This window comes from Staphylococcus sp. GDH8C109P (assembly GCF_017893405.1).
GTDB lineage: Bacteria > Bacillota > Bacilli > Staphylococcales > Staphylococcaceae > Staphylococcus > Staphylococcus cohnii.
On record NZ_JAESMX010000009.1, the window covers coordinates 209221 to 235820 of the forward strand.

Sequence of the window (26600 nt, forward strand, 5' to 3'; positions counted from 1 at the left end):
AATTTTCATCAATGCTACAACTTTATCCTAACTATAAATCAATTAATTTCATTTTCATCATATTAGTGCCACTTTGATTGCTAATGCACCGTAATTAAGTTCATCAGTTTGTGAATAAATTTGATATATAGCTGCTAATTTTTGAGAAAGTTGATCGTCTGTTTTCGCGCCAATTTCTTCATTAGTATATTGATTCATCAGTGACTGAAACGATGAAAACACTACAATTTCCTTAACTTGCACTTTTAATGTTTCTTCAGTCTTTATATTTTTGAATACAATATAATCGCCACTTTTAATTTCTTGTCTTTTTTCATCATTCAATCTAACTTCAATAGTCTTTACTTCGTTTTTCATTAATTGAAAAGGTTCGTTATTTAAATGCATCGAGTGTTCTATAATACATACGCTCCATTCATTATTATTATATTGATATCAAAGTATCATAATATTAATATCTTTTACAAGAAAATTTCGCATGACTTAACATGATGTTCAATTTTAATTATTTAGCATTTTCTTCCTCTAATTTAAGTTGTTTTTTGCTTTTCAACATAAATACACTTACTAAACTGATAATAGATATGATGACTGCAAACCAAAAAGCACCATGATATCCACTTAGCAATGCTTGATGCTGAATTTCTGCTGTCATTTGTTTTTGACTCATATCTTTAAAATCAGACATATTTGGTGTGTAATTCTTGGCAACTTGACTCATAATTGTGATCAAACCTGCTGTACCAATAGATGCAGATATTTGTTGTATAGTGTTTGTCATCGAAGAACCGTGTGCATTCATTTCCGGTGCTAGCTGATTCATTGTATGTGTCATTAATGGCATCAAACCAAGTGCGATACCAATCATACGAATGGCATATACTGTTGCTAATATCGCTGGTGAGGTATGTTCATCCATGATTACAAAATAAGAAGTTGTTACAACTACAATAAACATTCCAATAAATGCTAATATTTTAGCGCCATATTTCTCATAGAGTAAACCTGAAATCACTGACATAATCCCCATTACGATAGCTCCAGGTAATAAAATTAATCCTGATTGGAGTGCTGAGTCATTCATAATATTCTGTACAAACATTGGTAACACTGTTTCAGAACCAATCATTGAAATCATAGTAAAAGCCATTATGATAATACCTACAGCAAATTGACTATCTTTGAACACTGAAAAATCAAGGAGTGGATTTTCTAAACGTGTTTGACGGAAAATAAAAGCCGCAACTAAAATAATGCCACCTATAACAGTAGTCAATACGATTGAATCGTTCCAGCCATCACGGGAAATTGAACTTGTACCATAAAGCAAACCACCAAAACCGAACACGGATAAGATAATTGATAAAATATCAATACGTGTCTTTCGATTAGTACCGACATTCTTGACGAATTTAAGCGCACCTATAAAAGTAAGTGCAGCAATTGGCGCAACCACATGGAATAATGAACGCCAATCTAAATACTCTACTAAATAACCTGATAGTGTCGGTCCAATTGCCGGTGCTAAACCAATAACCAAACCAAATGTCCCCATATATTTACCTCTTTCATGAGGTTCAAATATATCTAATATTGTTGTCATCATCAGTGGCATCATAATACCAGAACCAAGTGCTTGAACAATTCGTGCACTTAATAAAACAGAAAAGTTTGGACTAAATCCTGCGATTAAAGTCCCTATAAAAAAGATAAATATTGCAGTTAAAAATACTTTTCTTGTTGAATATCTTTGAATTATCATTGCTGACAATGGAATAATTACACCATTAGTCAATAAAAAGGCTGTAGTAAGCCATTGTACTTGTGTGTAATCTATTTTAAAATCTTTCATTATGCTTGGTAATGCTGTTGTTAATAAGGTTTCATTTAATAATCCAAAAAACCCACCACACAACATCATCAAAATCATTATAATTTTCGTCTTTTGATCCATTTTTGTACTCCTGTATTCTATAATTTATCAACTCTTTTTAGTCGCATTTCTGCATTATACATATTTTAGTTTAATTTATCATTAAAAATACTTAAAATATTAGTTATATTTTAAACTTTTATTTTGTAAGATTTAAAAAATGTTACAAATCGTAATAATTACTATTTACATTCCAAGTTTTTTCTTACATAATATCTATAGATAAAGGAGGTCATCACCATGAAATTAGATTTACAAACAGCACGCCGTAATTTAAATAGTCCTAATATCAAAACACGCAAGCGTGCACGCAAAATTATCCAACAACATAAGCGCAATAAATAAAAATAGAAGTAATACTTCAAAACCAAATGTTTTTTATCTTTGGTTTTGTCATATCACTTCTAAGATGTGGCCTGATTCCTGAAAATATACATTTATATATTTCAGAATCAGCCATCATTTTATTTAAGTTATTTATTACTTTACTACGTCATTTCATTTTTTGTACAGTTATAAAAGTATTATAAGTAATATTTATCTATCACTTTTAAATCATCCGTTAAATCATATATTAAAGGTGCCCCTGTTTTGATTTCATATCCTACAATATCTTCATCTGATACATCTTCTATATACTTAATTAATGCACGCAATGAATTACCATGCGCAGAAACAAGCACAGTTTTTCCATCTAATAACTGTTGTGAGATTTGGTCGTTCCAATAAGGAATCACCCTAATTAAAGTATCTTTCAAACTTTCTGATTCAGGCATAACTCTTCTATCTAAATGTTCATATTTTCTATCATTTAAGTAATCTTTTCTTTGTTCATCACTTTGCGCAGGTGGTGCTATATCATATGAACGTCTCCATATATGTACTTGTTCTTCACCAAATTTTTCTCTAGCTTTATCTTTGTTTAAACCTTGTAATCCACCATAATGACGCTCATTTAAGCGCCAAGATTTAATAACTGGAATAAATAACTGTTGAGATTCATCTAATAAGTGAAACGTAGTTTTAATGGCGCGTTGCAATAAAGATGTAAAGACGATATCTATCTCTATACCCTGTTCTTTTAATTTTTTTCCCGACGTCACTGCCTCAGTTCTTCCCTGTTCTGATAAATCTACATCAGCCCAACCTGTAAATAGATTTTCAGCATTCCAAACACTTTGACCATGTCTGCATAAAATTAGTTTTGGCATAATATTCCTTCTTTCCATTGAATAAAATGATATTATCACTACTTTTACAAAAATATTACAGTGATACACAGATATAAATCCTGTTACGACAATACTTTATCTATAATTTCTCATGCCATACATTAAAATTATAACAATTTACACTTGATTTTGAAATGATTGTATTCATTTATTCATAAATGACTTTTTATTTTTATTTTTCTGTAACCTACCTATAAAAAAATGATGTTATAGTTGTAAACGTTGATGAACGGAGCAATACGATAGACAAACAAAAATATTTTAAAAACATCCATGCTAATTAACAAATACAATTTGAAACTGTTTAAAACAAACAATTATTAGGAGGATTTTTCAAATGAAAAAATTATTATTAGCTTCATTCGCATCAGTAACAATCGCTACAGCTGGTGTTGGTTTAACTTCAAATACTTCTACAGCTGATGCTGCAGAAACTACTCAAGCAAACAATGACGTGTATAGTGAATTTATTGCTGCTGGTGGTACAAAAGCGCTTTGGGATAACATTGTAATGCCAGAATCAAGTGGAAATCCAGATGCAGTAAATGAATTAGGATATAGAGGTTTAGGACAAACGAAAGAAGCTTGGGGTACTGGATCTGTAACTGAACAAACAAAAGGTATGATTCAATACGCTGAAGATCGTTATGGCTCAATTGATGCAGCAATCGAATTCCGTGTTGCAAATGGTTGGTGGTAAGACTAATTTTATACATTAACCCAAAATGTATGATTAAAAATAGTCTAGAAATCACTTATTAAAAATGATGCTAACCTATTTCGCTATAAATTATTAAATTAAACATAGATGGTTTGAAGGAGTTAAAACATATATGCCCTTCAACCATCTTCTGATTTGCTTTATATTTTAAAAGTCCGAGACAAAAATGTCTCGGACTTTTTTACTCTAAAATAAGCTAATAAAATTTTAACTGAAACATATTATATTTGTATATCAATACTCATTAAATACCTTAATTCAAGTTATCATTTGGTAGTTTATTAGTTTAATATAAATAAAAACCATGATAATAATCACAATCATATACTTTCTCAACATCGCACTTATTGTATTGACTGTGGTTCAGGATGTACATAAACTGAAGAAATGCCTTTGCTGTGCATATGTTGTTCTACTTTGTCGCAGATGTGATGTGCTTCTTCCAAAGATAAATCTGATTTTACTACAATCGTTACATCTACAAAAACACTACTTCCGTGGTAACGACCTTTAATATTTTGTACTTCGATTACATCTTCAATTTCTAACACATAATTTTTATAAGCTTCTAATTCTTGCTCATTAAAACCGTCACTTAATGTAAAAATTGATTCTTTAAAGATACCAAAACCAGTATATATAATGAGTAAGCCTAATATAATGGCTAATATCGTATCAATTACTGGAAATCCAAATTGTGTAAAAATTAAACCAATTGCAGTACCTAAACTCACTAACGCATCTGACAAATTATCTTTAGCTGCGGAGTTCAATGAACTACTTTTCGTACGATTAGCAATGCTTTGATTAATATAAAATACAACTAGCATAATCAAACCACTGATGACACTGACATAAATATTTATAATATTAGGGGTATGATGTTCATTTGTGAATAATTCAGGAACATTCTCTATAATGACTTGAATACCAACAAACATTATAATGAATGACACGAGTAATGATGAAATATTTTCAGATTTCAAATGTCCATATGGATGGTTTTGATCTGCAGGTTTAATAGAAATTTTCAAACCAATAATTACTGCCAAAGAAACAATAATATCCGTCATATTATTTAAACTATCTGCTTTTACAGCTGCAGAATTATATAAATACCCTACGATAAATTTAGTCACCGATAATATGATGTAGACGATTAAACTTAAAAAAGCACCTTTTTGCGCTGTTTCCAATTTTTCTTTTTGACTCATCTTACTTTCCACCTTCAGTATGATTGAATACTTATTATGACTCATCACAAACATATTTACAACGATTTTTATTCAAAAATTATTTAATATAAATAAACTAATTATTTTTTTAGCCAATCCTAATATTAATTATAAAATTGAGCAAAAATAAGAGACCAAGTTTGAATCAAATCATATTTTTGATTCTGAAACTTGCTCTCATAAAATAAATATATTTAAAATGTGGGTTTATTAAAAATTTTACTAATCTCTTAGGATATATTTAGAAAGGACAAATGTTATAGGTATTGTAATGATAAGCCCTGCAAAAGGTGCTATCACAGATGATATACCAAACCATTGTACAAAAATATACAATAATAACGTTTGCATGCCCATATTGACAACTTGAGTTAATGGAAACTTTAAGAATTTACGCCAAGTTGGTGTCACTTTATAAACAAAGTAACAATTTAAATAGTAAGAAATGACAAAACTAATGATAAATCCACTGATATGACTAACTAAATAATTCACTTCTAATAACTTCAATAAACAAAGATAGACAATGTAATAATTTAAAGTATTCATACCGCCTACAATCACAAATTTAATCACTTCATAGTGTGTTTTAGTTAAATTCATTTTTTACTCCTTAGTAAAATCCCATATAATTTTATATGATTACTATCAAAAAACATATAATTAATGCGCTATATCTAGTATAATACTTTATCATATATATGTATGTTTTGTATTATATAAATAATTAAAAGTAGCTAAATTTAATTGCTCTATTTTTCTAAAATACATGGTAATTAACATATTAGTTTCATTTGTAATTACAAAACGAGATAACATGTTTATAATTAAACATTAGAGAGAATTTTAAAGGAGTTTCACACATGGACAAGATTTCAAACCGCCAACTACCAACTATGGTCATTATTGTGTTGGGTATCATGACTACATTTGGCCCTTTAACCATAGATATGTATGTGCCATCATTACCCAATGTGCAACATGACTTTAATACATCTGTATCTGAATCACAGCTTACTTTATCGTTTGCAATGATTGGTCTTGCTATTGGTCAATTTATTTTCGGTCCTTTGTCAGACGCATATGGACGCAAAAAAGTGGCGTTATTTATCATTTCAATCTATGCACTAGCTTCTTTACTGGCGGTTTTCACTGCTTCCATGAGTATATTACTCACTTTGCGTCTAGTTCAAGGTTTAACTGGCGGAGGTGCTATAGTAATTGCTAAAGCTACTATGGGAGATCAACATGAAGGTAAAGCGTTAGCTAAAGGACTAGCATCTTTACTCGTAATCAACGGAATCATTACCATTATTGCACCAATCATAGGCGGCTATGCATTAACGATATCTAATTGGAAAGCAATATTTGTAATTTTGACAATCGTAAGTGTTATTATTTTATTTTTATCAATCCGCTATTTAGAAGAAACGCATACACCAAATCGAGCTAAACTCAATTTTAAAGTTATTTTTAAAGATTTTGCTCATTTATTAAAAAGACCTGCATTTATTATTCCAATGATTTTACAAGGTTTAACTTACGTAATGCTATTTAGTTTCTCATCTGCGGCACCGTTCATTACGCAAAAAATTTATGACATGACACCTCAACAATTTAGTTATTTGTTTGCCTTTAACGGTATTGGTCTTATTATTATGAGTCAACTTACAGCCAAACTTGTCGCATATATGAATAGATACTTTTTGCTAATTATTTTAACAATCATTCAATTAATGGGCGTTGTGCTAATTATTGTGACATTAATGCTTCATTTACCATTATGGGTATTAGTTATCGCATTCTTTTTAAATGTATGCCCTGTAACTGGTATCGGACCATTAAGTTTTGCATTAGCGATGGAATCTCGTACTGGCGGTAGTGGCAATGCCTCAAGTTTACTAGGTCTATTTCAATTTATACTTGGTGGTATCATGTCACCATTAGTGGGATTACAAGGTGAATACAGCATCTTACCATATACAATTATTTTGATTATTACTGCTGTACTAATCATTGTGTTAGAAATCGTGTTAAAGTCTATTCTTATAAATAAGCGAATAACATGAATCACTGTTAAAAAATACAATTCATACCGTTATCAATACTAACAAATGATTAAGTAGTGTATGAACTTGAATTCTCCCCTAATATAGAAGCCTCTAAATGCGTGTCCAAGCATACATTTAGAGGTTTCTTTATCTTAGGTTGCTTCAGCTTATCGATTTATAAAATTCTATAAACGCAAAAAACGTCCATTCCTATTTGAATTGTTATAGAGATGGACGTTTATGCATTACTAGCGATATTTTTTATATTTTAGTTTTAAAATTTATTCTTTACTATTTTATTGGGAACCAAATTTCAGTGATATAGTCGTTTGAATGTAGTTCACCTGGTTTATATAATTCAAAAAAAGGAGCACTCCGCAATTCATAATCTAAAGTATGTAAGATATTTCTATGAATAGTTTGCATTGCTTGTTTAATCGATTCCGGAACAGGGCCTTTAGCATCAAATACTAAATATCTACCCTCTACTAAATCAACTTGTTCCCACTCACTTTGCTGTTCATCACTTGTCACACCTATTAAATAATGCATTTCACCATTTTCTTTAGGTAAACAAACACCTAATAACCCCTCTAGATATTGATTGCTTTGTGATATCAAGCGATCTTTGTAGCCCATTGCTTCAAATTCCATCCAAAACTTAAAAATATTTTCTTGTGCTTTTTGTCCAGTTGCATATTTCTTTTTTACCCCTACAACTGGTACTGGTCTTTCAGATAATGTTTCTATTCTATAATCCATGTTTTCAACCCCTTTCGCACATTATAACCAATTTCATAAAATTATATCTAATATTAACTATAATTCAAGCATCTTTGTAGGTACTTAAACTGATATAGATATATAATAAACGTATTAATTAATGTTAATCTTTCTTACTAATTGATACAGGAGTCTCTACCTATGAACAAAAAAATATTATCCGTTAAACCAATCAGTCAATTATTTCCGATTCCCATGATTATGGGATGCGAAGGCATTGCAAGTGCAATGATATTACAATTCAATAATCACAATATACTAGCAACACATATCATGAAACACTGGCCTAAACATGCGAATAATCCATACAAAGGCTATGTAGGTCATCACTTATGGGTGAAATGGGGTCATCATCAAACAATTTTCCCTACTGCCTTAGTACCTTATTTACAAACGTATGATAAACGTATTGTTAATAGTACTGGAAAATCACTAAATGCATTATGTGACATCATTGATAAAGACCAACCTGTCATCATTTATCACACTGTTTTAGGACAAAAACCTTTTAGCAAAACATTTAAAATTGATAATACACATCATCAACTAGTATCAAATATTCATGTTACAGTGCTTATTGGTTATGATGACAACCATTATTATTATATCGATCCATTATGGTCTAATTTAGGAAAATCAATTGTTCTACCTGCTGTTTTTCCAAATAAATATCAAATTATAAAAATTAAAAAACAGAAATTAGAAAACAGTTATAATGCACCTGGGCGCATGAGTATTCATTTTCAAGAGTGATTAATTAATTTCTATTTTATGTAACGCATGGTTAATTTCCTGTTCTATATATGGTGTACGCCACTCTCGTTGATAACCTAGACACGGACAAATATATGTCACTCCATTTTCTTCAAAAGCATTTCGAAAATGAACATGCCCCATAATACTATATTTAATATCATATCGCGTATAAATTTCATCAAAATCTGAAGTACCTATAAATGCATTAAAATAATCAAATATTCTATGTGGCATTGGTACCGCAAATTTACGATGTGTCACGATATGTGTCATTAATATAATTTTTTTGTCTTTTACTTTTTCAATATCTTTCATCGCCTGTTTGGCAGCTATCATTGACAATTTTTTGTCTTCTATCTGCCAATCTATTTTCACTTTATCTTGCCATGTTGCACCATAATACTTCCTGCGCGCAATGCGTTCTAAAGAGAATTTAGAATGCGCATAAGTGTAGTCATACCAGCCTGTATTACCTACAATCGCCCACTCATCATTTATGACATACGGTTCATCAATTAAGCAATTATCCATTTCGATATAAGTATCTAAAATCTCAGAAGAAGTCGCGTCAGTATCCATTGACCAAAAGTCATGATTTCCTGGTATAAAGAGTACTTTTATCTTTGTTTGCATCTCGATTTCCTTCACAAATGATTGCGTTAATTTATAATGATTTGAAACGTCACCGGCAATAAGTAATAATTCAATTTTTTGTTGCTTAATAACTGCAACTAGTGCTTGCTCATAATCTTTAGGCGTCAGCTTATTATGTCTATCGATATGTAAATCTGAAATCATGCCTATTAACATATTTATCACTTTCCTCTTCTCTTTTAACAATTTCATTATGACATAACTTCAATTTATTCATTAAATGTTCAGCTTGTATTCATTTAAATATCACTCAATAAATGATTTGTCTTAATGCATGTATACGCTTCATATAAATGTTTTTTAAAACAAATTAAATAATATTTAAACATTGTATGCAATATGTTAAAGTTACATTGTTCACAATTCGAGCAGGAAGAAATAATACATGAATAAAAAATGGATTGTTTTAATATTTCTACCTTTAATTTTAACTGCTTGTGATTATTCAAAACAAGAGGATAGAAATGGCTTATTTTATTATATATTTGTAAAACCTATTGATATGTTTTTGCATGGTTTAGGACAGTTATTTGGTAATAATTATGGCTTAGCAATCATCACGATTGTACTGACGATTCGCCTTATTTTGATGCCGTTTATGTTAATACAAGTTAAAAACATGCATTTGATGAGAGAAAAAAAAAAAATAGTACAACCACAAATTGATAATATAAAACAACGCGTAAGTGATGCACAAACACAGGAAGAAAATCGTGAAGCTAATAAGGCTTTGATGACTATTTATAAACGTTATGATATTAATCCAATTAAAAGTGTTATCGGTTGTTTACCAATTTTAATACAATTGCCCATATTATTTGGTTTAATCGTGACACTTAAATTTCCTAGCAGTGGTGGAATAGATCAATTCCCCCATTTTTTATGGTTCAATTTAACAAAACCAGATCTATGGATATCATTAATTGCAGCTGTTATTTATTTCATACAACCTCTTGTAAATGCAATGCATTACCCTAAAAATCAGCGCAAAACATATTATATAATGATGATATTGTCACCTATTTTTATAACTTACATATCCTTACATTCTGCAGCAGCACTCGGTTTATATTGGACATTTAGTGGGTTATTTTTAATTTTACAAATGCATTTTGCCCATTCATATTACTCTAAACAAGCAAAACAAGAAGCTTTAAAATTAGAGCATTCTCTCGATAAAGCTAACACTGAACTAAACAATTAGTCATGTCGTTATATTGAATTTTGTAAAACTTTCATTTACCTGATTTGAATTCAAAAATTTCTTTTACGCATAATTAGATGCTATAATATTTACAATTTGATAAACAAAGGGGGAAGATGTATGGAATTTACGATAAGAACATTAACTGAAGCAGATAAATACGGTAAAGCACTTGTCCATTATGAAAGTTGGTTAGAAACTTATGATCATTTATCAAAAAATAATTACTTAGAAAACCTAGACAAAGTGCAGTTTATCAGGAAGTCTTATTTACACGATGTTCCAACATTAGTTGCGCTTGTTGAAAACGAAGTAGTAGGTTTCATATCTTATGGTAAAACAGAGTCCTCATCTTCTTCTGACGACTGGAGCGAAATATTCGCACTTTATTTACTGGAAGATTATCAGCGTCATATGATTGGTTATGCACTTACACAGCGCGCTTTGGAATTATCTTATCCTGATAATGTAACCCTATGGGTAGTCGAAGAAAATAAAAATGCAATCCATTTTTATGAACAAATTGGATTTAAAATGAGCAATGATAAACAAGCTACTTATTTCGGAAAAACTTATTATGAAGTTCGTATGAATTATTCAAGAAATGAGCATGATTATTAAAAAACCAATGAAACATAAGCACAGTTTTATGCGCTAAAAAAGCAGTGATACCAGCTATCATCATAGCATGTCACTGCTTTTTCATTTCAATGCACTATTCTATAAGTAACTTAATGTGTTTCACCTAAAGCAATTTTGATGTCCTCATCTGATTCTATAATCGCTTTGAGCGCAGCTTCCAAACCTTCTGCAATAGTTTGAATAGACATAGATGGTTTTTCAGGTTTATCTGTTACTTGTTGCGGAATAAAAGGCACATGTATAAAACCAAATTTAATGTTTGGAAATTGTGTTGCTTGTAAAAATCCAAGTTGATACAAAATATGATTACATACAAAGGTACCTGCTGTATTAGACAACCTCACTGGTACACCTGCAGACTTAATTGCTTCTGTCATGCGTTTAACTGGTAAGTTTGAAAAATAAGCTGCATCACCTGATGATTGAATAACTTCATCTATCGGCTGATTACCCTCATTATCAGGTATACGTGCATCATCAATATTTATGCCAACACGTTCTGGCGTCAATTCAAATCTTCCACCTGCTTGTCCAATTGCTAATACAACATCATACTGTTCTTGTTTTAATTTATTAACTATAGTTTCTTTGCTTTTATTAAAAACTGTAGGTATTTCTAACTTCACAATCTGATGTGATTCAATTTCATTCGGCAATAATTTAACGGCTTCCAGTGCTGGATTAATCTTCTCTCCACCAAAAGGATCAAATCCTGTTACTAAAATTTTCATCATTAACATCCCCTTTTCATTTTATTTAAGACATACTTTTTATGCTTTAAAACGCCCAAACATACATTAATCCTATATGTACCAAAATTAATATAAGTGCAATTGGCGCTTGGGCTTTGATCACGCCGAATTCTCTTTTCATTTCTAATAACGCAACTGGTAAAGTATTAAAATTAGCTGCCATAGGTGTCAATAACGTACCACAAAATCCACCAGTCATAGCAAGCGCACCAGCTATAACAGGGTCCCCACCTTGAGCGATAACAAATGGGATACCGATACTCGCTGTGATAACTGTAAATGCAGCAAATGCATTACCCATTAACATTGTAAAAAGTACCATGCCAATGACATATGCAGCTGCACCTATAAGATGATTGCCCTCTGGTAAAAAAGAAGATATGCCTTTCGAAATGACGTCACCCACACCACTTACTGTAAAAAGTACACCTAGCGCAGCAAGAAATTGTGGCAATATACCAACTGTTCCAATTTGTTGTGTTAGACGGTCGCTGTCGTAAAGTATATATTTACCATTTGGCTTAATGACGATATATGCGGCAAGTAAGCCTAATATCGAAGAAACACCTAAACCTATTGCCCCACCTAGTGGCGTCCAGTTAGAAACGATAATCGCCGCTACAGCTAAAACAATAGCTGGTATAAATAATTTATTCCTATATTTTTGTGAACCATCATTACCTTGCTCTTCGTTAACATCTATAATATTTTTAATAACCACTTGTTTACAAAGTGTCAGTATACCCATAACTATGATAAATATACCGTTGATAACATTGGGAATATATGGCCCCGCAATAAATAAAATGGCTAATAAAATCCAAAATAAAGCTGTACCATATTTTTTGCTATTTGTTGATGCTTTTAACACGCGATATGCGGTATAAAGTAATTGTAAACCAATTAATATGTAAAATAGTTCTAAAATTTGATTTAATGTTTGCTCACTCATGTCTATCCACCTGCTTTTTACCGTATTTCCGATCTAAATATTTATCAAATCTGATATTATTTATCCACACAATGAAAAAGACAATAACAGCTATAGGTAATGACGCTAATACAAGATCAATGGCATTCACCTTAATATCTAAAGATTGAAACGTACCAACCATTAGCAATACACCTGCTGCCCCTACAAACAAATTTTGACCGAAGAAATTACCATAATTTTCCATCGCAGAAGTCTGCGCTTTAATCTTTTCGATATCTTTTTCGTCTACTTCATGTTCTTGCAAATTATAACGTGTTCTTAACGCACCCTGTACCATTGGATTAATCAATGGACGCACAAACTGTGGATGTCCGCCAATACGTATTGAAGCAACACCTGCTAACTCTCTAATGAATAAATATATGGTCATTAATCGCCCGCTCGTAACTTTATTCACCTTACCAATCATATTCGAGGCTTGCTTTTTCAAACCAAATCGCTCAATTAACCCCACCATGGGTAATGTTAAAATAAAAAGTGTTACTAAACGATTATCGACAAAAGCTTTTCCTAATGTTTCAAGAATAACGTACAAATTCAAACCTGATACAAGTCCTGTCACTACAGCAGCGATTAAAATCACAGCAATCGTATCAATCTTGAATAAAAAGCCAAGTACTATAATTAAAATTCCAATCAATTTCAACCATTCCATGTTATCTCCTTCTTTCTTCTTTTATATTAAAGGTTTACTTTTTTTAATACAATGAATTTTCAGATAATATTTTTTGTAATTTTCTAAAATAAACAAAAAAAGTCTGAAACATCTAAAAATGTTTCAGACTATCAATGATATCGGCTTATAATCAATAAAAAACAAGTTTTATATTGATTTAATTTTATTAAAACAAGCGTATTCAACCTCAACTTATTTCTCCACTATCACATTAAACTTTTGGATACTACCATAAATTATACATATAAATATTTATTTCTCATTTGTTCATCCGAATTTAAAATGCTATAACCATTTTAAGTTAGCATCCGCTTCACTACGAGAAGGTAGTAATGTTTCAATAATTAGTATAATCGTACAAATCCATGCAATCACATTCAGTATAATAGCGATACTATTGATTTGAATCATATCAAATGAAATGTTTACAATAATGGACACAGCAATAAGAATAATGGCAGAAGTTCTTCTTCTTCCTGCATCATAAAACCGTCGCAAAGTTACAGCAAACATTGGTATAATCATCGCCAACACAAAAATCCCAACCAATACTGACAAAATTGTAGCAACAATAAAAGCACCTGAAATAAAAGCAATAACACCAATAATAGCTACTATAAATATACTAACAATATGAATCAGTACTGGTGTCCAGAACTCTAATCTATTAGATTGACTTTGAAAATCTATATATTTTTTCCAAAATTCTTTGTACGCCTCTATCATATTTGACACTCCATTTTTCAATTAAGGTTATTTTAACATTTATAATTCATAATAGCGTAATAACTCACCCTCTAACAAGTAGTAACTATTTATCTACTTTAAATATATGATTTAACAACTTTTTCTAGTACTACAGGCAATTCTATTAATGCGCTCTGCTTATGCAATCGCTCACTCAATTTATGTGCGTCTTTACCGATTGGCCCTATCAACAATGTAGGTGCACTGATGGTTTTTATTGACTTAAAAGGAATGACATAAGTTCGATTGTAATTAGGTGTATTTTGTTCATATATAGCCATCTGTTCCATATCCCCATCAAACTTTAGATAACTTGTATCACTGATACCATTAAAATAATGAACTTGTTCACTGCTACGTTGAAATTGCTCGTTTAATGTATGTTTCACTAATGATATAGTTGATGCTACGCGTTTGTCATATGAAGCATTGACAGCAGGATAATAAGGTGAGGCAAAAAATGTCACTACAGCAGGAGCAATATTTTTACATATTTGCATCAACTTATCGGCAATATGAATATTCTGCAAATGCAACTCTGGCGTTTCTTGTAATGTTTGATCTATAATATTAACTATTGTTTTCTCACCATATTTTTTGATGGCGTATTGCTTAAGTTGCTCATATGTCAAAACATTAATTTTTTTATCAAATTGGTAATCCTCTGCCTCTAATACAGACAACCAATCTGATTCACAACGATCAACAGCAGTGATGACTGTATTTATAAATTCTCTAAAAACATCTTTAGGCGTTTTATTGAATAAAAAGAAATTAAATAATCCTATAGTTTTAAATAGCGTTTGTACATCATATGTATCTTTAATATCTTTCATCATTAATGTAACAGGTACTGGAGTGGATTCATTTTCAAAATACTCTTTTAACTGTGTATTATACTCTACTGCTTGTGTAATATAGCTCATCATAAAGTTAGCACTCATCCCTTCAAGAGGTTGGCCAACATGTGTTTCTTTTCCATAACACAGTACTGCTGGCATGATTTTACCAATTGAGCCAGAGTATATATAATGTTTTTCATCCGATGCAGCTTGCTGAAAAGTAGGTTCACTATTCAAATGTAATTGTATATCCAAATCGTAAGTAGCATTTAATTCCGCTAATTTTTCTACTGCTTTTCTCATACCAGAAGAATTTACTTCCTCGTCTGGAACCGTAACTAAAATAAGATTAATATCCCATTGCTCAATCGATGCTAATTCAATTAAAGACATATGTAGCATGAGACCTGCTTTCATATCCATGATGCCTCGACCAAATAAATAGTCTCCACTGTGTAGGTCTTGCACTGCGCCTTCATCCAAATAGTTTTGATTTTCTAAAAAGTATTGTTCTAATTTGTCAGGATTACAAGCTAAATCATGAGCTAAACCAAATTCTGATATGCCAACTGTATCATAATGACTTACGAGTACAATGGTTTTACCTGATTGAGAACCATGATAAAAGGCTATTAGTGCTTCTTTATCATCATCCGTCAATATTTTTTGTATTTGCTTAGGGTTAGTCTTAAAATAATCAAGCTGTAATAACAGTTGCTTTACCAGATTCGGAAATGTTTTTTCTCCCTGTGTATTCGTAATTGTTTGGTGATTTACAAGTTGTTTTAGTAAAGCTAAACGGTTTTGTTCATTTTGCCATAAAGTTTGCATCAATCCAAACCTCCTTGTAAGCGTTTACTAAATTATAATATGATTTTCTAATGATAACCAATAATATCACTATATATTCCGTACTAACTTACTCATACTATTAGCGTTTATTCCTCTGGTTTATGACTTATAGACCAATTTAAAAATGCACCCTTCAATGCTAGAGATTTAACCTGGCATTAAGGATGCATTTCATTTTGTTATTAATTTCATAAATCTTATTACTATATACTAATTGTTGAATTGTTTTTTCGGAACTAATATCCATACAAATATAAATGCAATGATTGCTAGTGCAGCATTAAACCATAGTCCATACATGGCACCAACATGAATATTAGCGCTAGTAGACATAATAGAAAATATTGTACCTGAAATTGCTACTCCAAATGAGTTACCAAGTGAAGATGCCATTTTATATACGCCTGATGCGACACCTACCTTATCTTCCGGCGCAGTAGTAACAGCTGTATCTGTTGAAGGTGTTGCATACATACCTAAGCCTACACCATAAATTAAGTAACCTAACACACAACTGATAACATAAACAGGCGTTGGTAAAAATGTGAAAGAGATTAATAGAATACCTATCGCATTAAGTCCTGCACCAATAAGCATAGGTTTTTTAGGACCTACCTCCTGAAGAATCTTTTCTCCAACGCGAATCATGATTAAAACAGCTATTAAATAAGTAATGGTCATCATCCCTGATTGAAACGATGTGAAATGTAATCCTGATTGAAAATAAGTATTCGCAACAATAAGTGTCCCTGCTACAGCATTTAATAAAAAGTTTGAAACTGTAGCACCACTGTATGCTTTGTGTTTAAAAAGTTTAAAATCTATCAAAGGGTTTTTAACTTTGTTTTCAAATAATACAAATACAATAATTGAAATGATGAATATCACAATTAACATCAAAATAAGTGGCGAAAAGAAACCATAATTTGAAGATTGTGTAATGATTAAATTGACACTCAGCATTGCAACTATTAATATAATTAGCCCTACAAAATCAAATTTGGCACGCTTTGATGACTCAGTTTGAACTGCTTTTGTTTCTGGTGTGTGTTTTATTAAATACATAGACACTAAAGCTACCATTATCGAAATAATAAATATAGATCTCCATCCAACAAATGTAGCCATGATACCACCAAAGAATGAGCAAATGCCAGTACCACCCCATGAACCAATAGACCAATAACTTAACGCGCGTTGTCGCCTTCTTCCAATATAGTATTCATTTATAATTGCTAATGTTGAAGGCATGATACATGCCACAGATAATCCCTGTATTGCTCTCCCAAGTACAAGTAAAGGGACAAATCCCGGGATGATAATAAGTAATGATCCGAGAACGCTTAAAGTCAAACCGATATAAGTCATTTTAACTCTACCGTACCGATCAGCAAGACCTCCTGAACCTACAACAAACAAACCACATAAAAGTGCGGTTAAACTTACAGCTACATTAATTGTTCCATAACTAGTTGAGAAAGATGATTCTAATGCGGGAACGATATTAACGAGCGATTGAGCAAACAACCAAAATGTTATTACGCTTAAAAAAAATACCTAAAAGAAGTCTGTTATCTCCTTCAAATGGTTGTTCTGATTCCATATAATTTTGCCTCCTAAATCCCCGTGAAACAACTATAATCATTATCAATGATTTAACGCTTCAAGCTTCAAAACATTTCCTCTTGCCTTATAATAATGATTACATAGTAAATATGACTTTTTAAAATTCAAAATATTTTTTTGAAAAAGTCAATAAGATAAAAATAACATTTACTTCAATTTATTGCTAAAAAACAGCACGCAAAGTGTATTAAGTGTCTTTTTTTGATTATTCCACAAAATATATTGACACCTTTTAAAATTTCTAATCCTTTCTAAAAGAATAATTAATGCATTATCAAATATATGTATTATACTAGATAGACAAATTATCTATAAAGGTGTATGAGATGTTAAATTTATTTATTTTATTACTAGAACGTGTAGGTCTTATTATTATTATCGCTTATATATTAATGAATATTAATCATTTTAAAACAATGATGAACCAAAGAGATAAACGAAGTTCGCAATGGCAACTCATCATTATCTTCGGATGTTTCTCTATGATTTCAAACTTTACAGGCATACAAATTAACGGTAATGAAGTCGTTAATGGCAGTGTCTATAATCATTTAGATCCTGAAGCTTCTCTCGCAAATACGCGCGTGCTTACTATCGGCGTTTCAGGTTTAATTGGAGGACCATTCGTTGCTATTTTTGTAGCAATGATTTCAGGCATTTACCGTGTTTATATTGGTGGTGCAGATGCTTATATCTATCTAATTTCATCTATATTTATCGCACTAGTATCAGGTTATTTTGGTTATAGAGCAATGCGTGCACGACAGTATCCTACTATTGTTAAAGGTACGATCATTGGCGGTACTACAGAAGTTATTCAAATGATTTGTATCTTAATTTTTTCTGATAATACAGAGCATGCTTGGTCTTTAGTTAAACTCATTGCTTTACCTATGATTTCAATCAACTCAATCGGAACTGCAATTTTTTTATCAATTATATTATCAACAATTAAGCAAGAAGAAGAAACACGCGCAATACAAACACATGATGTCCTACAACTAGCAAATGAAACATTACCATTTTTCCGGTCAGGATTAAATGAACATTCTGCCAAACAAGCAGCTACCATTATTTTAAATCTTATGCGTGTTTCGGCAGTAGCTATCACCAATCGAAAAGATATATTAACGCATGTGGGTGCGGCGAGTGATCATCATGTTGCGCAAAAACAAATCATTACTAATCTTTCTAAACAAGCAATTCAAGCAGGTACTTTAAAAGAAGCATATTCAAGGGAAGATATTGGTTGTAATCACCCTGAATGCCAACTCGAAGCAGCCATTGTCGTTCCACTAAGCGTTAAGAATGATGTTGTTGGAACTTTAAAACTATATTTTACAAATAAGCATGATGTTTCTCATTCCGATAAACAATTAGCTTCTGGTCTTGCAGAGATTTTTTCTAGTCAACTTGAATTAGGACAAGCTGAAACACAAAGTGCTTTGGTTAGAGATGCTGAAATCAAATCACTACAAGCACAAGTAAATCCACACTTCTTTTTCAATGCCATCAACACAATTTCTGCCTTAGTCAGAATTGATAGTGAAAAGGCGAGAAAATTACTGTTACAACTCAGTCAATTTTTCCGTTCAAATTTGCAAGGTGCACGGAATAATACCATTTCACTTGAGAAGGAATTACAACAAGTCGAGGCTTATTTATCACTTGAACAAGCACGTTATCCAGATCGTTTTGATGTTTCATTTAATATTGAAGACTCATGTTATGGTGCGCTTGTTCCACCATTTGCGATACAAATACTTATAGAAAATGCAATCAAACATGCCTTTAAAAATCGTAAATATAACAATCGTATTATCGTAACTGCTTATAAAACAGAAGATGGATTATATATATCAGTTGAAGATAATGGCTCAGGCATCCCGGATGATAAAATTAATAACATAGGCAAAACACGTGTTTATTCGGATTTAGGCACAGGTAGCGCATTAGAAAATTTAAACCACAGATTAGAAGGCTTGTTTGGCATTACGGCTAAAATGCATATTCATTCTAGCAAAGACGGTACTAACGTGAGTTATATAATTCCATTTTATATAAGAGAGGAAGATAAACATTGAGAGCAATTATTGTAGATGATGAACCTTTAGCGCGTAACGAACTACATTACTTATTAAATGAAATTCGTACCTTTGAGGTAATCAATGAAGCAGAAAATGTTTCAGAGACATTAGAACTCTTACTTTATGATCATTATGATGTAATCTTTTTAGATATTAATTTAATGGAAGAGAGTGGACTAGATTTAGCTAATAAAATTAATAAAATGCAAAACCCACCACATATTATATTTGCTACAGCGCATGATACTTTCGCTGTTAAAGCATTTGAACTAGATGCAACGGATTATATTTTAAAGCCATTCGAACAAAAACGTATTGCCCAAGCTATTCACAAAGTTGAAATTGCACTAGATCATGACAGTTACAAACAAGCAACTGAAGTGATTCAGCATCCAAATGACACACAAAAAGATAATGCACCAACATCACAAATGGTATTACCTATTGAAGTAGATGAGCGTATTCATATCATTAATTTAGAAGATATTATTGCTATTTCTGTCAATAACGGTATTACCACAATCAATACCTTACAAGAAAATTATCATACAACTGAGCCACTTAATCATTACGAGAAAAAAATTGCAAACCCTTTGTTTATGAGAATTCACCGTGCCACTCTTGTTAATAAAGTACACATACAAACAATTGAACATTGGTTTAACTATACCTACCAACTCACTATGACAAATGCATTAAAATTCCAAGTTAGTCGTTCATATATGAAAACATTCAAGCAAGATATGGGATTAATTTGAGTGTCACGTCGTAATTAATGCAACTCAGCATATACGTTTCGTAATTCACCTTTAAAACGACTATCAGTAACCGTTTTCATATTATAATTAACTCAAGATTAATTCGGGAGGAAATACAATATGGAAACAAACATAAAACAAGCTGAGAAACAGCCAAACCATTCAAAAACATATAACTTTTTTCATCAAGTACTAGTGTTGGCAATCATCATGCTTTTATCAAATATCATCGAAAGTTTTATGCCTATTCCTATGCCAGCATCAGTGATAGGTCTAGTCTTATTATTTATTGCATTATGTACAGGGATTGTTAAACTTGGGGAAGTTGAAAAAGTTGGTACGACGCTAACAAATAATATTGGTTTCTTATTTGTACCTGCAGGTATATCAGTTATTAATTCATTAGGCGTATTAAGTCAGAGTCCTATTCTGATTATATTACTAATTATCATTTCTACAATCTTGTTATTACTATGCACAGGATTTTTCTCACAAATGCTAATTACGAAATCATTTATACCTAAGAAAAGAAAACCTAATCAGTTAGCGGAGGAAAAATTATGATAGATCATTTGGGCATTAACACACCTTATTTCGGAATTTTATTATCAATTATACCTTTTATCATAGCGACGATTTTATTCAAGAAGACAAATGGCTTCTTTTTATTCACCCCATTATTTGTCAGCATGGTCTTTGGTATTGCTTTCCTAAAATTAACAGGCATAGACTATGCCAATTATAAAATCGGTGGCGACATTATCAATTTCTTTTTAGAACCTGCAACTATCTGTTTTGCAATTCCATTATATAAACGACGCGATGTACTTAAGAAATATTGGAAACAGATACTTGGTGGCATTGCTTTTGGAACAACAGCTGCGTTGGTATTTATCTATTTCATTGCAAATGCTTTCCAATTTTCAAATGAAATCATTGCATCTATGTTACCACAAGGTGCTACAACTGCCATTGCATTACCAGTATCAGCTGATATTGGTGGTATCAAAGAATTAACATCACTAGCAGTTATCTTAAATGGTGTCATTATCTATGCTTTAGGTTCCAAACTCATTAAGTTATTTAACATTACAAACCCTATTGCTCGTGGACTAGCACTTGGTACAAGTGGTCATTCATTAGGAGTGTCATCCGCACAAGAATTTGGTGAGACAGAAGCTTCAATGGCCTCTATTTCACTTGTAATCGTAGGTGTTATCGTAGTCGTTGTCGCACCAATTTTAGCAACAGTTTTACTATAATATCTAAGCTCAAAACTAAAAACGCTTGAAACATAAACAAGTCGAGCTAAATGTTAAACGTCAATTTCTATATTTATAATAGAAATTGACGTTTTTTTAGTTTTACAAAACTTAGTTACTCGTTCCCCCTACTATTTCACTTCAGTTGTGTCTAATACATTTAATATACACACCCGTTCAAACTCATTGTAAAGTGTCCTATTCATAGAATAAAATTTTAAACAATTATCAGAAAATTAAAATAATATACTTTTATATCCTTGTATTTTGATAAGAATTATTGTATTATACATTTATTATTAACATTGGAGGTTCTATTAAATGACATTATATTTACTCGAAGCAAATAATCTTGATTTCGCAAAGTCTAAAAAAGACTTAGAAGATAAAGCAGCAAAACTTACTACAGGTGAAGTACCAACATTGATTGAAGTTCAAGCAACAGAAGACTTAACACACGGCTATTTTATTGTAGAAGCTAACAATGACACAGAAGCTAAACAATTTCTTGAAGATGCATCTATCAATATTAATTTAGTTAAAGAAGTTCGCTTAGTAGGTAAAGATTTAGAAGAAGTTAAAAAAGGCGATGCACATATTGATTACCTAGTTACGTGGAATATCCCAGAAGGTATTACAATGGACCAATATTTAGCGCGTAAAAAGAAAAATTCTGTCCACTATGAAGAAGTACCTGAAGTTCAATTCCAACGTACTTATGTATGTGAAGATATGTCAAAATGTATCTGCTTATATGATGCACCTGATGAAGATGCCGTTCGTCGTGCAAGAAAAGCTGTAGATACACCTATTGACGATATTGAAAAATTATAACTAAATCTTTTCTTTATAATTAAAATTTATAATTGCGCAGATTTAGTTAGCAAAAGTTATTTATAAGTATCAATGAAAACAGTCATACCAATTTGAACTGACGATTTGATCAAACTTATAAATCACCTTAAGACTATTCAAGGAGCGGCAATATGAAATCAAATGATACATTTTAGATTTCTACCGCTCTTTTTTTTATCAAAAAACTTACTAAATAGATAGGAATAATAGAGGTGTTGTCATGATTCGCATTAATCACATCCAACATCAATTTGGAGACCATCGTGTAATCGATGATTTCAATTTAAATATTGAAAAAGGCAAAATAATAACTTTTCTAGGTAAAAGTGGTTGTGGTAAGTCTACCATGTTGAACATTATAGGCGGGTTTTTAACACCTTCATCAGGCACTGTTACAATTGAAGATCAATTAAAGCAAAATCCATCACCTGATTGTTTAATGATTTTTCAACATCATAATTTACTACCTTGGAAAAATATAAATGACAATATTCGTTTAGGATTAAATCATGAAATTAGTGATGATGAAATCAATAATTATTTAAAATATGTTGATTTAGATCATAAAGGGAAGACATTTCCTGAGCAATTATCTGGAGGAATGAAACAACGTGTGGCACTTTGTCGTGCCCAGGTACATCAACCAAAAGTCATATTGATGGATGAACCATTAGGCGCACTTGATGCTTTTACACGTTATAAATTACAAGATCAACTTGTACAACTCCAAAAACGTTCTACAGCTACGATAATTCTAGTTACGCATGACATCGATGAAGCCATTTATCTTTCTGACCACATTATCTTACTCGGAGATGGTTGTAATATTATAAGCCAATATTCAATTGAACAATCACATCCGAGAAATAGAAATGATAGTTATTTATTAACATTAAGAAATAACATTATGGAAAAATTCGCATTAAATCATCATCAAGCAGAACCCGAATATTACATATAAGGAGTTGTAACTATTGAAAAAAATAATCATCTTTCCAATAATTATAATCCTTATATTAAGTGCATGTAGTAATCAATCTGTTCAGAAGAATAATAACCATGGTCAAGATCAAAAGACATTAAAAATTGGTTACTTGCCAATTACACATTCTGCTAACTTAATGATGACTCAAAAAGTAAAAGCACAAGCCAAACATAATGGTTACAAATTAAAATTAATTAAGTTTAATAATTGGCCAGATCTTATGGATGCATTAAATAGCGGAAGGATTGATGGCGCATCAACTTTGATAGAATTAGCTATGAAATCCAAACAAAAAGGTGCTGATATTAAAGCAGTTGCGCTAGGACATCATGAAGGTAATGTCATTATGGGACAAAAAGGTGAAACAGTGAATGACTTTAATAATGGGAGTCAATATCGTTTTGCTATCCCCCATCGTTATTCAACACATTACTTATTATTGGAAGAAATGAGAAAACAATTAAATTTAAATAATCAAACATTCAGTTATCATGAAATGGCTCCAGCAGAAATGCCAGCTGCACTTAATGAACATAGAATCTCTGGATATTCTGTGGCTGAACCTTTCGGCGCATTAGGAGAAAAGTTGGGCAGTGGAAAAACTTTAAAACATGGTAATGAAGTGATTCCCGATGCATACTGTTGTGCTTTAGTACTTAGAACTGACCTAATAAAAAATCAAAAACATGTTGCTCAAAGTTTTATGGCTGATTATAAAAAAGCTGGATATCAAATGGATGATAAATCAAAAAGCGTTGATATTATGTCTAAACACTTTAAACAAGACAAAAAAGTATTGACACAATCCGCAGAATGGACATCATATGGAGATTTATCTATTAAAAAAGATGGTTATCAAGAAATTACACATTTGGTTAACCAACATCAGTTATTTAAAACACCATCGTATAAATCATTCGTTGATCCAACACTATATAAGGAGGCATAGGCAGCATGTCAGTCAATTTAATTAAAAAGCAAACTTTACCTATACTAATATTCATACTTTTCTTATTTATTTGGCAATGCGTCATTTGGGTTGGGAATTATAAACCTATACTACTTCCAGGGCCGATCTTAGTAGCACAGAGTATTTGGCATTTTATTATTACCGGGGAAATATTCACACACTTGGGCATCAGTTTGTTTCGATTCTTCGTTGGATTTAGTATCGCAATTTTAATTGGTGTTCCGACAGGTTTTCTTTTAGGACGCAGTAGTTTATTGCACACTGCAATAGAACCATTATTTCAACTTATACGACCTATTTCACCTATTGCTTGGTCACCATTTGTCGTTTTATGGTTTGGCATTGGAAGTTTACCAGCAATGGCTATCATCTTTATCGCTGCTTTTTTTCCGATCGTATTTAGTACGATTAAAGGCGTTAGAAATGTTGAGCCTCAATACTTAAAAATAGCATCAAATATGAATTTAACTGGGTGGATATTGTACCGTAACATCTTATTCCCCGCTTCATTTAAACATATTATGGCTGGTATTCACATGGCAGTGGGAACAAGTTGGATTTTCTTAGTTTCAGGTGAAATGATTGGAGCCCAATCTGGTCTAGGATTTTTAATCGTAGATGCACGCAATATGTTAAATTTAGAAGATGTATTATCAGCTATTTTCTTTATTGGACTCTTTGGATTTATTATAGATAGAATTATTAGTTATTTAGAAAAATTAATTTTAATTAGATTTGGAGAATAAAGGAGTAATTTATATGACTTTACAAAAACGTATTGAAACAGAATTAGATCCCTATGTTATTGAAATTGACGAGGGAAGTTATTACCCAAGACCATTTATTCAAGGTTTATTTAAAGATGGCTATTTTTCTGAAAATGACTTAAAAAACAACTCAGAAGTTATTGAGGAAGTCTCAAAATCTTGTTTAACTACAGGCTTTTGTTTATGGTGCCAATTAGCTTTTTCAACATATTTACAAAACGCAAATCAACCACATTTAAATAAAACTTTACAAAAACAGTTGTTAAATGGAGAAATTTTAGGAGCAACAGGTTTATCTAACCCTATGAAATCTTTCAACGATTTGGAATCATTTAATTTATCACATCATTATGATGACAATACATTAATTATTAATGGTAAATTGCCTGCAATAAGTAATATTGCGTCCGATCATTATTTCGGAGCAATTTCTAAGGCAAATGATACAGATGAATTAGTCATGCTTATTGTAAAAGCCAACCAAGAAGGTATTACTTTAGATGAAAAATCAAATTTCTTAGGTGTCAATGGGTCAGCTACGTTTTCTATTGAAATGAATAACGTAGAGATTCCTGAATCACAAATTATAACAAAAGAAGCAAAAAGCTTTGCTTCTGCTATTCGACCACAATTTGTAGCTTTACAAATTCCTATAGCACTCGGCTCAATCAGAGATTCGTTAGATTTAATTCATAAATTTTCCGACGCACAAAATGGCATCAATAAATATTTAGAATTTGATATCAATGCATATGAACAACAATATAAACAACTTAAAAGCGCATTTTATCATATTATTGACAACAATCATCTGGACGATGATTTTGCCCAACTGATCAAAATTAAAAAAGAAGCTGGTTATCTATTATTAGAAGTAAACCAAGCTTCAATGGTCAACGGTGGTTCTAGAGCATACTCTCCACGTGCACCACAAGCACGTAAATTAAAAGAAGGATTCTTTTTTGCAGCACTTACACCTACATTGAGACATTTAGGAAAATTAGAGGAAGAATACCGCACTACAGCTCAGTAAACGTATATATAGAAAAATCAAAAAATCGAAGCAGCAGATTTATTATAGTTATCTATGCTTTTCAAAAACAAATGACTACATCAAAAATACGACAATATTACAAATTAATCACCTAGTACAGTACAAAAGGGCTAATCCCTATCAAGTGGATTAGCCCTTTTTATATTTAAACTGATTTCATCG

Annotated in this window: 27 protein-coding genes and 1 pseudogene; 15 read left to right on the forward strand and 13 right to left on the reverse strand. The window is 31.4% G+C overall.

What is annotated here, in order from left to right; translation table 11 throughout:
- Positions 1-57: 57 nt before the first annotated feature.
- Together KA867_RS02890 and KA867_RS02895 are read right to left on the reverse strand one after the other, a co-directional pair.
- Positions 58-387 carry an ASCH domain-containing protein gene (locus tag KA867_RS02890; protein ID WP_107384363.1) on the reverse strand — a complete coding sequence of 110 codons (330 nt, stop codon included), beginning with the start codon at positions 385-387 and terminating at the stop codon, positions 58-60.
- Positions 388-505: 118 nt separating this feature from the next.
- Positions 506-1954 (reverse strand): MDR family MFS transporter, encoded by a 1449-nt coding sequence (locus tag KA867_RS02895; protein WP_210137007.1) that lies wholly within the window; start codon positions 1952-1954, stop codon positions 506-508.
- A gap of 219 nt (positions 1955-2173) precedes the next feature.
- Between KA867_RS02895 and KA867_RS02900 the strand changes: the two genes are divergently transcribed.
- Entirely contained in the window at positions 2174-2278 is a 105-nt protein-coding gene (locus tag KA867_RS02900) for a putative metal homeostasis protein (protein ID WP_017722768.1), read from the forward strand.
- A 179-nt stretch (positions 2279-2457) separates the two neighbouring features.
- Here the strand turns inward: KA867_RS02900 and KA867_RS02905 are convergent, their stop codons facing one another.
- On the reverse strand, positions 2458-3144 hold the full coding sequence (locus tag KA867_RS02905; RefSeq protein WP_107384365.1) for a 2,3-diphosphoglycerate-dependent phosphoglycerate mutase: 687 nt from the start codon (positions 3142-3144) through the stop codon (positions 2458-2460).
- Positions 3145-3502: 358 nt separating this feature from the next.
- Here KA867_RS02905 and KA867_RS02910 point away from each other — a divergent pair, with 358 nt between their 5' ends.
- Positions 3503-3865 carry an aggregation-promoting factor C-terminal-like domain-containing protein gene (locus tag KA867_RS02910; protein ID WP_107505352.1) on the forward strand — a complete coding sequence of 121 codons (363 nt, stop codon included), beginning with the start codon at positions 3503-3505 and terminating at the stop codon, positions 3863-3865.
- Between the two features lie 365 nt (positions 3866-4230).
- Here KA867_RS02910 and KA867_RS02915 read toward each other — a convergent pair whose 3' ends face one another.
- Entirely contained in the window at positions 4231-5100 is an 870-nt protein-coding gene (locus tag KA867_RS02915) for a cation diffusion facilitator family transporter (protein ID WP_107385373.1), read from the reverse strand.
- A gap of 243 nt (positions 5101-5343) precedes the next feature.
- Positions 5344-5724 carry a GtrA family protein gene (locus KA867_RS02920; RefSeq protein ID WP_107504931.1) on the reverse strand — a complete coding sequence of 127 codons (381 nt, stop codon included), beginning with the start codon at positions 5722-5724 and terminating at the stop codon, positions 5344-5346.
- 260 nt (positions 5725-5984) lie between these two features.
- Between KA867_RS02920 and KA867_RS02925 the strand changes: the two genes are divergently transcribed.
- A complete protein-coding gene (locus KA867_RS02925) occupies positions 5985-7190 on the forward strand; it encodes a putative multidrug effflux MFS transporter TcaB (protein WP_107384804.1) in 1206 nt (401 codons plus the stop codon).
- 273 nt (positions 7191-7463) lie between these two features.
- On the opposite strand, the gene KA867_RS02930 is transcribed toward KA867_RS02925, so the two are convergent.
- Positions 7464-7934: a GyrI-like domain-containing protein gene (locus KA867_RS02930; RefSeq protein WP_107384803.1), complete on the reverse strand. Its 471-nt coding sequence runs from the start codon at positions 7932-7934 to the stop codon at positions 7464-7466.
- Positions 7935-8096: 162 nt separating this feature from the next.
- On the opposite strand from KA867_RS02930, the gene KA867_RS02935 reads away from it, so the two are divergent.
- Positions 8097-8708, forward strand: coding sequence for a C39 family peptidase (locus KA867_RS02935; protein WP_210137008.1), 612 nt, complete (start codon positions 8097-8099; stop codon positions 8706-8708).
- Here KA867_RS02935 and KA867_RS02940 read toward each other — a convergent pair whose 3' ends face one another.
- Positions 8709-9521 (reverse strand): metallophosphoesterase, encoded by an 813-nt coding sequence (locus KA867_RS02940; RefSeq protein ID WP_210137173.1) that lies wholly within the window; start codon positions 9519-9521, stop codon positions 8709-8711.
- Positions 9522-9750: 229 nt separating this feature from the next.
- Here KA867_RS02940 and yidC point away from each other — a divergent pair, with 229 nt between their 5' ends.
- Both yidC and KA867_RS02950 read left to right on the forward strand, forming a co-directional pair.
- Positions 9751-10569, forward strand: coding sequence for a membrane protein insertase YidC (yidC, locus tag KA867_RS02945; protein ID WP_210137009.1), 819 nt, complete (start codon positions 9751-9753; stop codon positions 10567-10569).
- Positions 10570-10689: 120 nt separating this feature from the next.
- Positions 10690-11190: a GNAT family N-acetyltransferase gene (locus tag KA867_RS02950; RefSeq protein ID WP_107384799.1), complete on the forward strand. Its 501-nt coding sequence runs from the start codon at positions 10690-10692 to the stop codon at positions 11188-11190.
- A gap of 110 nt (positions 11191-11300) precedes the next feature.
- Here the strand turns inward: KA867_RS02950 and pcp are convergent, their stop codons facing one another.
- The 6 genes and pseudogenes from pcp to KA867_RS02980 all read right to left on the reverse strand — a co-directional run bounded on the left by pcp (position 11301) and on the right by KA867_RS02980 (position 17677).
- The gene (gene pcp / locus KA867_RS02955) at positions 11301-11942 is read right to left on the reverse strand and encodes a pyroglutamyl-peptidase I (RefSeq protein ID WP_210137010.1); all 642 of its coding nucleotides are present in this window, start codon (positions 11940-11942) and stop codon (positions 11301-11303) included.
- A 46-nt stretch (positions 11943-11988) separates the two neighbouring features.
- Complete coding sequence (locus tag KA867_RS02960) at positions 11989-12915, reverse strand: DUF979 domain-containing protein (protein WP_210137011.1); 927 nt, start codon at positions 12913-12915, stop codon at positions 11989-11991.
- Complete coding sequence (locus KA867_RS02965) at positions 12908-13612, reverse strand: DUF969 domain-containing protein (RefSeq protein ID WP_107384796.1); 705 nt, start codon at positions 13610-13612, stop codon at positions 12908-12910. The genes KA867_RS02960 and KA867_RS02965 overlap by 8 nt, the downstream gene beginning before the upstream one ends.
- A gap of 306 nt (positions 13613-13918) precedes the next feature.
- Positions 13919-14359, reverse strand: coding sequence for a DUF805 domain-containing protein (locus KA867_RS02970; protein ID WP_210137012.1), 441 nt, complete (start codon positions 14357-14359; stop codon positions 13919-13921).
- A 98-nt stretch (positions 14360-14457) separates the two neighbouring features.
- Positions 14458-16053, reverse strand: coding sequence for a M20/M25/M40 family metallo-hydrolase (locus KA867_RS02975; RefSeq protein ID WP_210137013.1), 1596 nt, complete (start codon positions 16051-16053; stop codon positions 14458-14460).
- 231 nt (positions 16054-16284) lie between these two features.
- A pseudogene (locus KA867_RS02980) lies at positions 16285-17677 on the reverse strand (MFS transporter).
- Positions 17678-18026: 349 nt separating this feature from the next.
- On the opposite strand from KA867_RS02980, the gene KA867_RS02985 reads away from it, so the two are divergent.
- The 9 genes from KA867_RS02985 (at position 18027) to KA867_RS03025 (ending at position 26417) form a co-directional block, all read left to right on the forward strand.
- Positions 18027-19784 (forward strand): sensor histidine kinase, encoded by a 1758-nt coding sequence (locus KA867_RS02985; protein ID WP_210137014.1) that lies wholly within the window; start codon positions 18027-18029, stop codon positions 19782-19784.
- The gene (locus KA867_RS02990) at positions 19781-20545 is read left to right on the forward strand and encodes a response regulator transcription factor LytR (protein ID WP_107384791.1); all 765 of its coding nucleotides are present in this window, start codon (positions 19781-19783) and stop codon (positions 20543-20545) included. The genes KA867_RS02985 and KA867_RS02990 overlap by 4 nt, the downstream gene beginning before the upstream one ends.
- A gap of 120 nt (positions 20546-20665) precedes the next feature.
- The gene (gene lrgA, locus KA867_RS02995) at positions 20666-21109 is read left to right on the forward strand and encodes an antiholin-like murein hydrolase modulator LrgA (protein WP_107384790.1); all 444 of its coding nucleotides are present in this window, start codon (positions 20666-20668) and stop codon (positions 21107-21109) included.
- The gene (gene lrgB / locus KA867_RS03000) at positions 21106-21807 is read left to right on the forward strand and encodes an antiholin-like protein LrgB (protein WP_107384789.1); all 702 of its coding nucleotides are present in this window, start codon (positions 21106-21108) and stop codon (positions 21805-21807) included. The genes lrgA and lrgB overlap by 4 nt, the downstream gene beginning before the upstream one ends.
- 321 nt (positions 21808-22128) lie before the next feature.
- Positions 22129-22641, forward strand: coding sequence for a DUF4242 domain-containing protein (locus KA867_RS03005; RefSeq protein WP_210137015.1), 513 nt, complete (start codon positions 22129-22131; stop codon positions 22639-22641).
- A 241-nt stretch (positions 22642-22882) separates the two neighbouring features.
- Complete coding sequence (locus KA867_RS03010; protein WP_107384082.1) at positions 22883-23623, forward strand: ABC transporter ATP-binding protein; 741 nt, start codon at positions 22883-22885, stop codon at positions 23621-23623.
- Positions 23624-23636: 13 nt separating this feature from the next.
- On the forward strand, positions 23637-24596 hold the full coding sequence (locus tag KA867_RS03015) for an ABC transporter substrate-binding protein (RefSeq protein WP_210137016.1): 960 nt from the start codon (positions 23637-23639) through the stop codon (positions 24594-24596).
- Between the two features lie 5 nt (positions 24597-24601).
- Positions 24602-25363, forward strand: coding sequence for an ABC transporter permease (locus tag KA867_RS03020; RefSeq protein ID WP_210137017.1), 762 nt, complete (start codon positions 24602-24604; stop codon positions 25361-25363).
- 13 nt (positions 25364-25376) lie between these two features.
- Positions 25377-26417, forward strand: coding sequence for an acyl-CoA dehydrogenase family protein (locus tag KA867_RS03025; protein ID WP_154409458.1), 1041 nt, complete (start codon positions 25377-25379; stop codon positions 26415-26417).
- Positions 26418-26600 lie beyond the last annotated feature (183 nt).

Bases quoted from the DNA above. Each gene is read 5' to 3' on its own strand.
- KA867_RS02890 (WP_107384363.1), bottom strand. From the start codon at position 387: ATGCATTTAAATAACGAACCTTTTCAATTAATGAAAAACGAAGTAAAG.
- KA867_RS02895 (WP_210137007.1), bottom strand. From the start codon at position 1,954: ATGGATCAAAAGACGAAAATTATAATGATTTTGATGATGTTGTGTGGT.
- KA867_RS02900 (WP_017722768.1), top strand. From the start codon at position 2,174: ATGAAATTAGATTTACAAACAGCACGCCGTAATTTAAATAGTCCTAAT.
- KA867_RS02905 (WP_107384365.1), bottom strand. From the start codon at position 3,144: ATGCCAAAACTAATTTTATGCAGACATGGTCAAAGTGTTTGGAATGCT.
- KA867_RS02910 (WP_107505352.1), top strand. From the start codon at position 3,503: ATGAAAAAATTATTATTAGCTTCATTCGCATCAGTAACAATCGCTACA.
- KA867_RS02915 (WP_107385373.1), bottom strand. From the start codon at position 5,100: ATGAGTCAAAAAGAAAAATTGGAAACAGCGCAAAAAGGTGCTTTTTTA.
- KA867_RS02920 (WP_107504931.1), bottom strand. From the start codon at position 5,724: ATGAATTTAACTAAAACACACTATGAAGTGATTAAATTTGTGATTGTA.
- KA867_RS02925 (WP_107384804.1), top strand. From the start codon at position 5,985: ATGGACAAGATTTCAAACCGCCAACTACCAACTATGGTCATTATTGTG.
- KA867_RS02930 (WP_107384803.1), bottom strand. From the start codon at position 7,934: ATGGATTATAGAATAGAAACATTATCTGAAAGACCAGTACCAGTTGTA.
- KA867_RS02935 (WP_210137008.1), top strand. From the start codon at position 8,097: ATGAACAAAAAAATATTATCCGTTAAACCAATCAGTCAATTATTTCCG.
- KA867_RS02940 (WP_210137173.1), bottom strand. From the start codon at position 9,521: ATGTTAATAGGCATGATTTCAGATTTACATATCGATAGACATAATAAG.
- yidC (WP_210137009.1), top strand. From the start codon at position 9,751: ATGAATAAAAAATGGATTGTTTTAATATTTCTACCTTTAATTTTAACT.
- KA867_RS02950 (WP_107384799.1), top strand. From the start codon at position 10,690: ATGGAATTTACGATAAGAACATTAACTGAAGCAGATAAATACGGTAAA.
- pcp (WP_210137010.1), bottom strand. From the start codon at position 11,942: ATGAAAATTTTAGTAACAGGATTTGATCCTTTTGGTGGAGAGAAGATT.
- KA867_RS02960 (WP_210137011.1), bottom strand. From the start codon at position 12,915: ATGAGTGAGCAAACATTAAATCAAATTTTAGAACTATTTTACATATTA.
- KA867_RS02965 (WP_107384796.1), bottom strand. From the start codon at position 13,612: ATGGAATGGTTGAAATTGATTGGAATTTTAATTATAGTACTTGGCTTT.
- KA867_RS02970 (WP_210137012.1), bottom strand. From the start codon at position 14,359: ATGATAGAGGCGTACAAAGAATTTTGGAAAAAATATATAGATTTTCAA.
- KA867_RS02975 (WP_210137013.1), bottom strand. From the start codon at position 16,053: ATGCAAACTTTATGGCAAAATGAACAAAACCGTTTAGCTTTACTAAAA.
- KA867_RS02985 (WP_210137014.1), top strand. From the start codon at position 18,027: ATGTTAAATTTATTTATTTTATTACTAGAACGTGTAGGTCTTATTATT.
- lrgA (WP_107384790.1), top strand. From the start codon at position 20,666: ATGGAAACAAACATAAAACAAGCTGAGAAACAGCCAAACCATTCAAAA.
- lrgB (WP_107384789.1), top strand. From the start codon at position 21,106: ATGATAGATCATTTGGGCATTAACACACCTTATTTCGGAATTTTATTA.
- KA867_RS03005 (WP_210137015.1), top strand. From the start codon at position 22,129: ATGACATTATATTTACTCGAAGCAAATAATCTTGATTTCGCAAAGTCT.
- KA867_RS03010 (WP_107384082.1), top strand. From the start codon at position 22,883: ATGATTCGCATTAATCACATCCAACATCAATTTGGAGACCATCGTGTA.
- KA867_RS03020 (WP_210137017.1), top strand. From the start codon at position 24,602: ATGTCAGTCAATTTAATTAAAAAGCAAACTTTACCTATACTAATATTC.
- KA867_RS03025 (WP_154409458.1), top strand. From the start codon at position 25,377: ATGACTTTACAAAAACGTATTGAAACAGAATTAGATCCCTATGTTATT.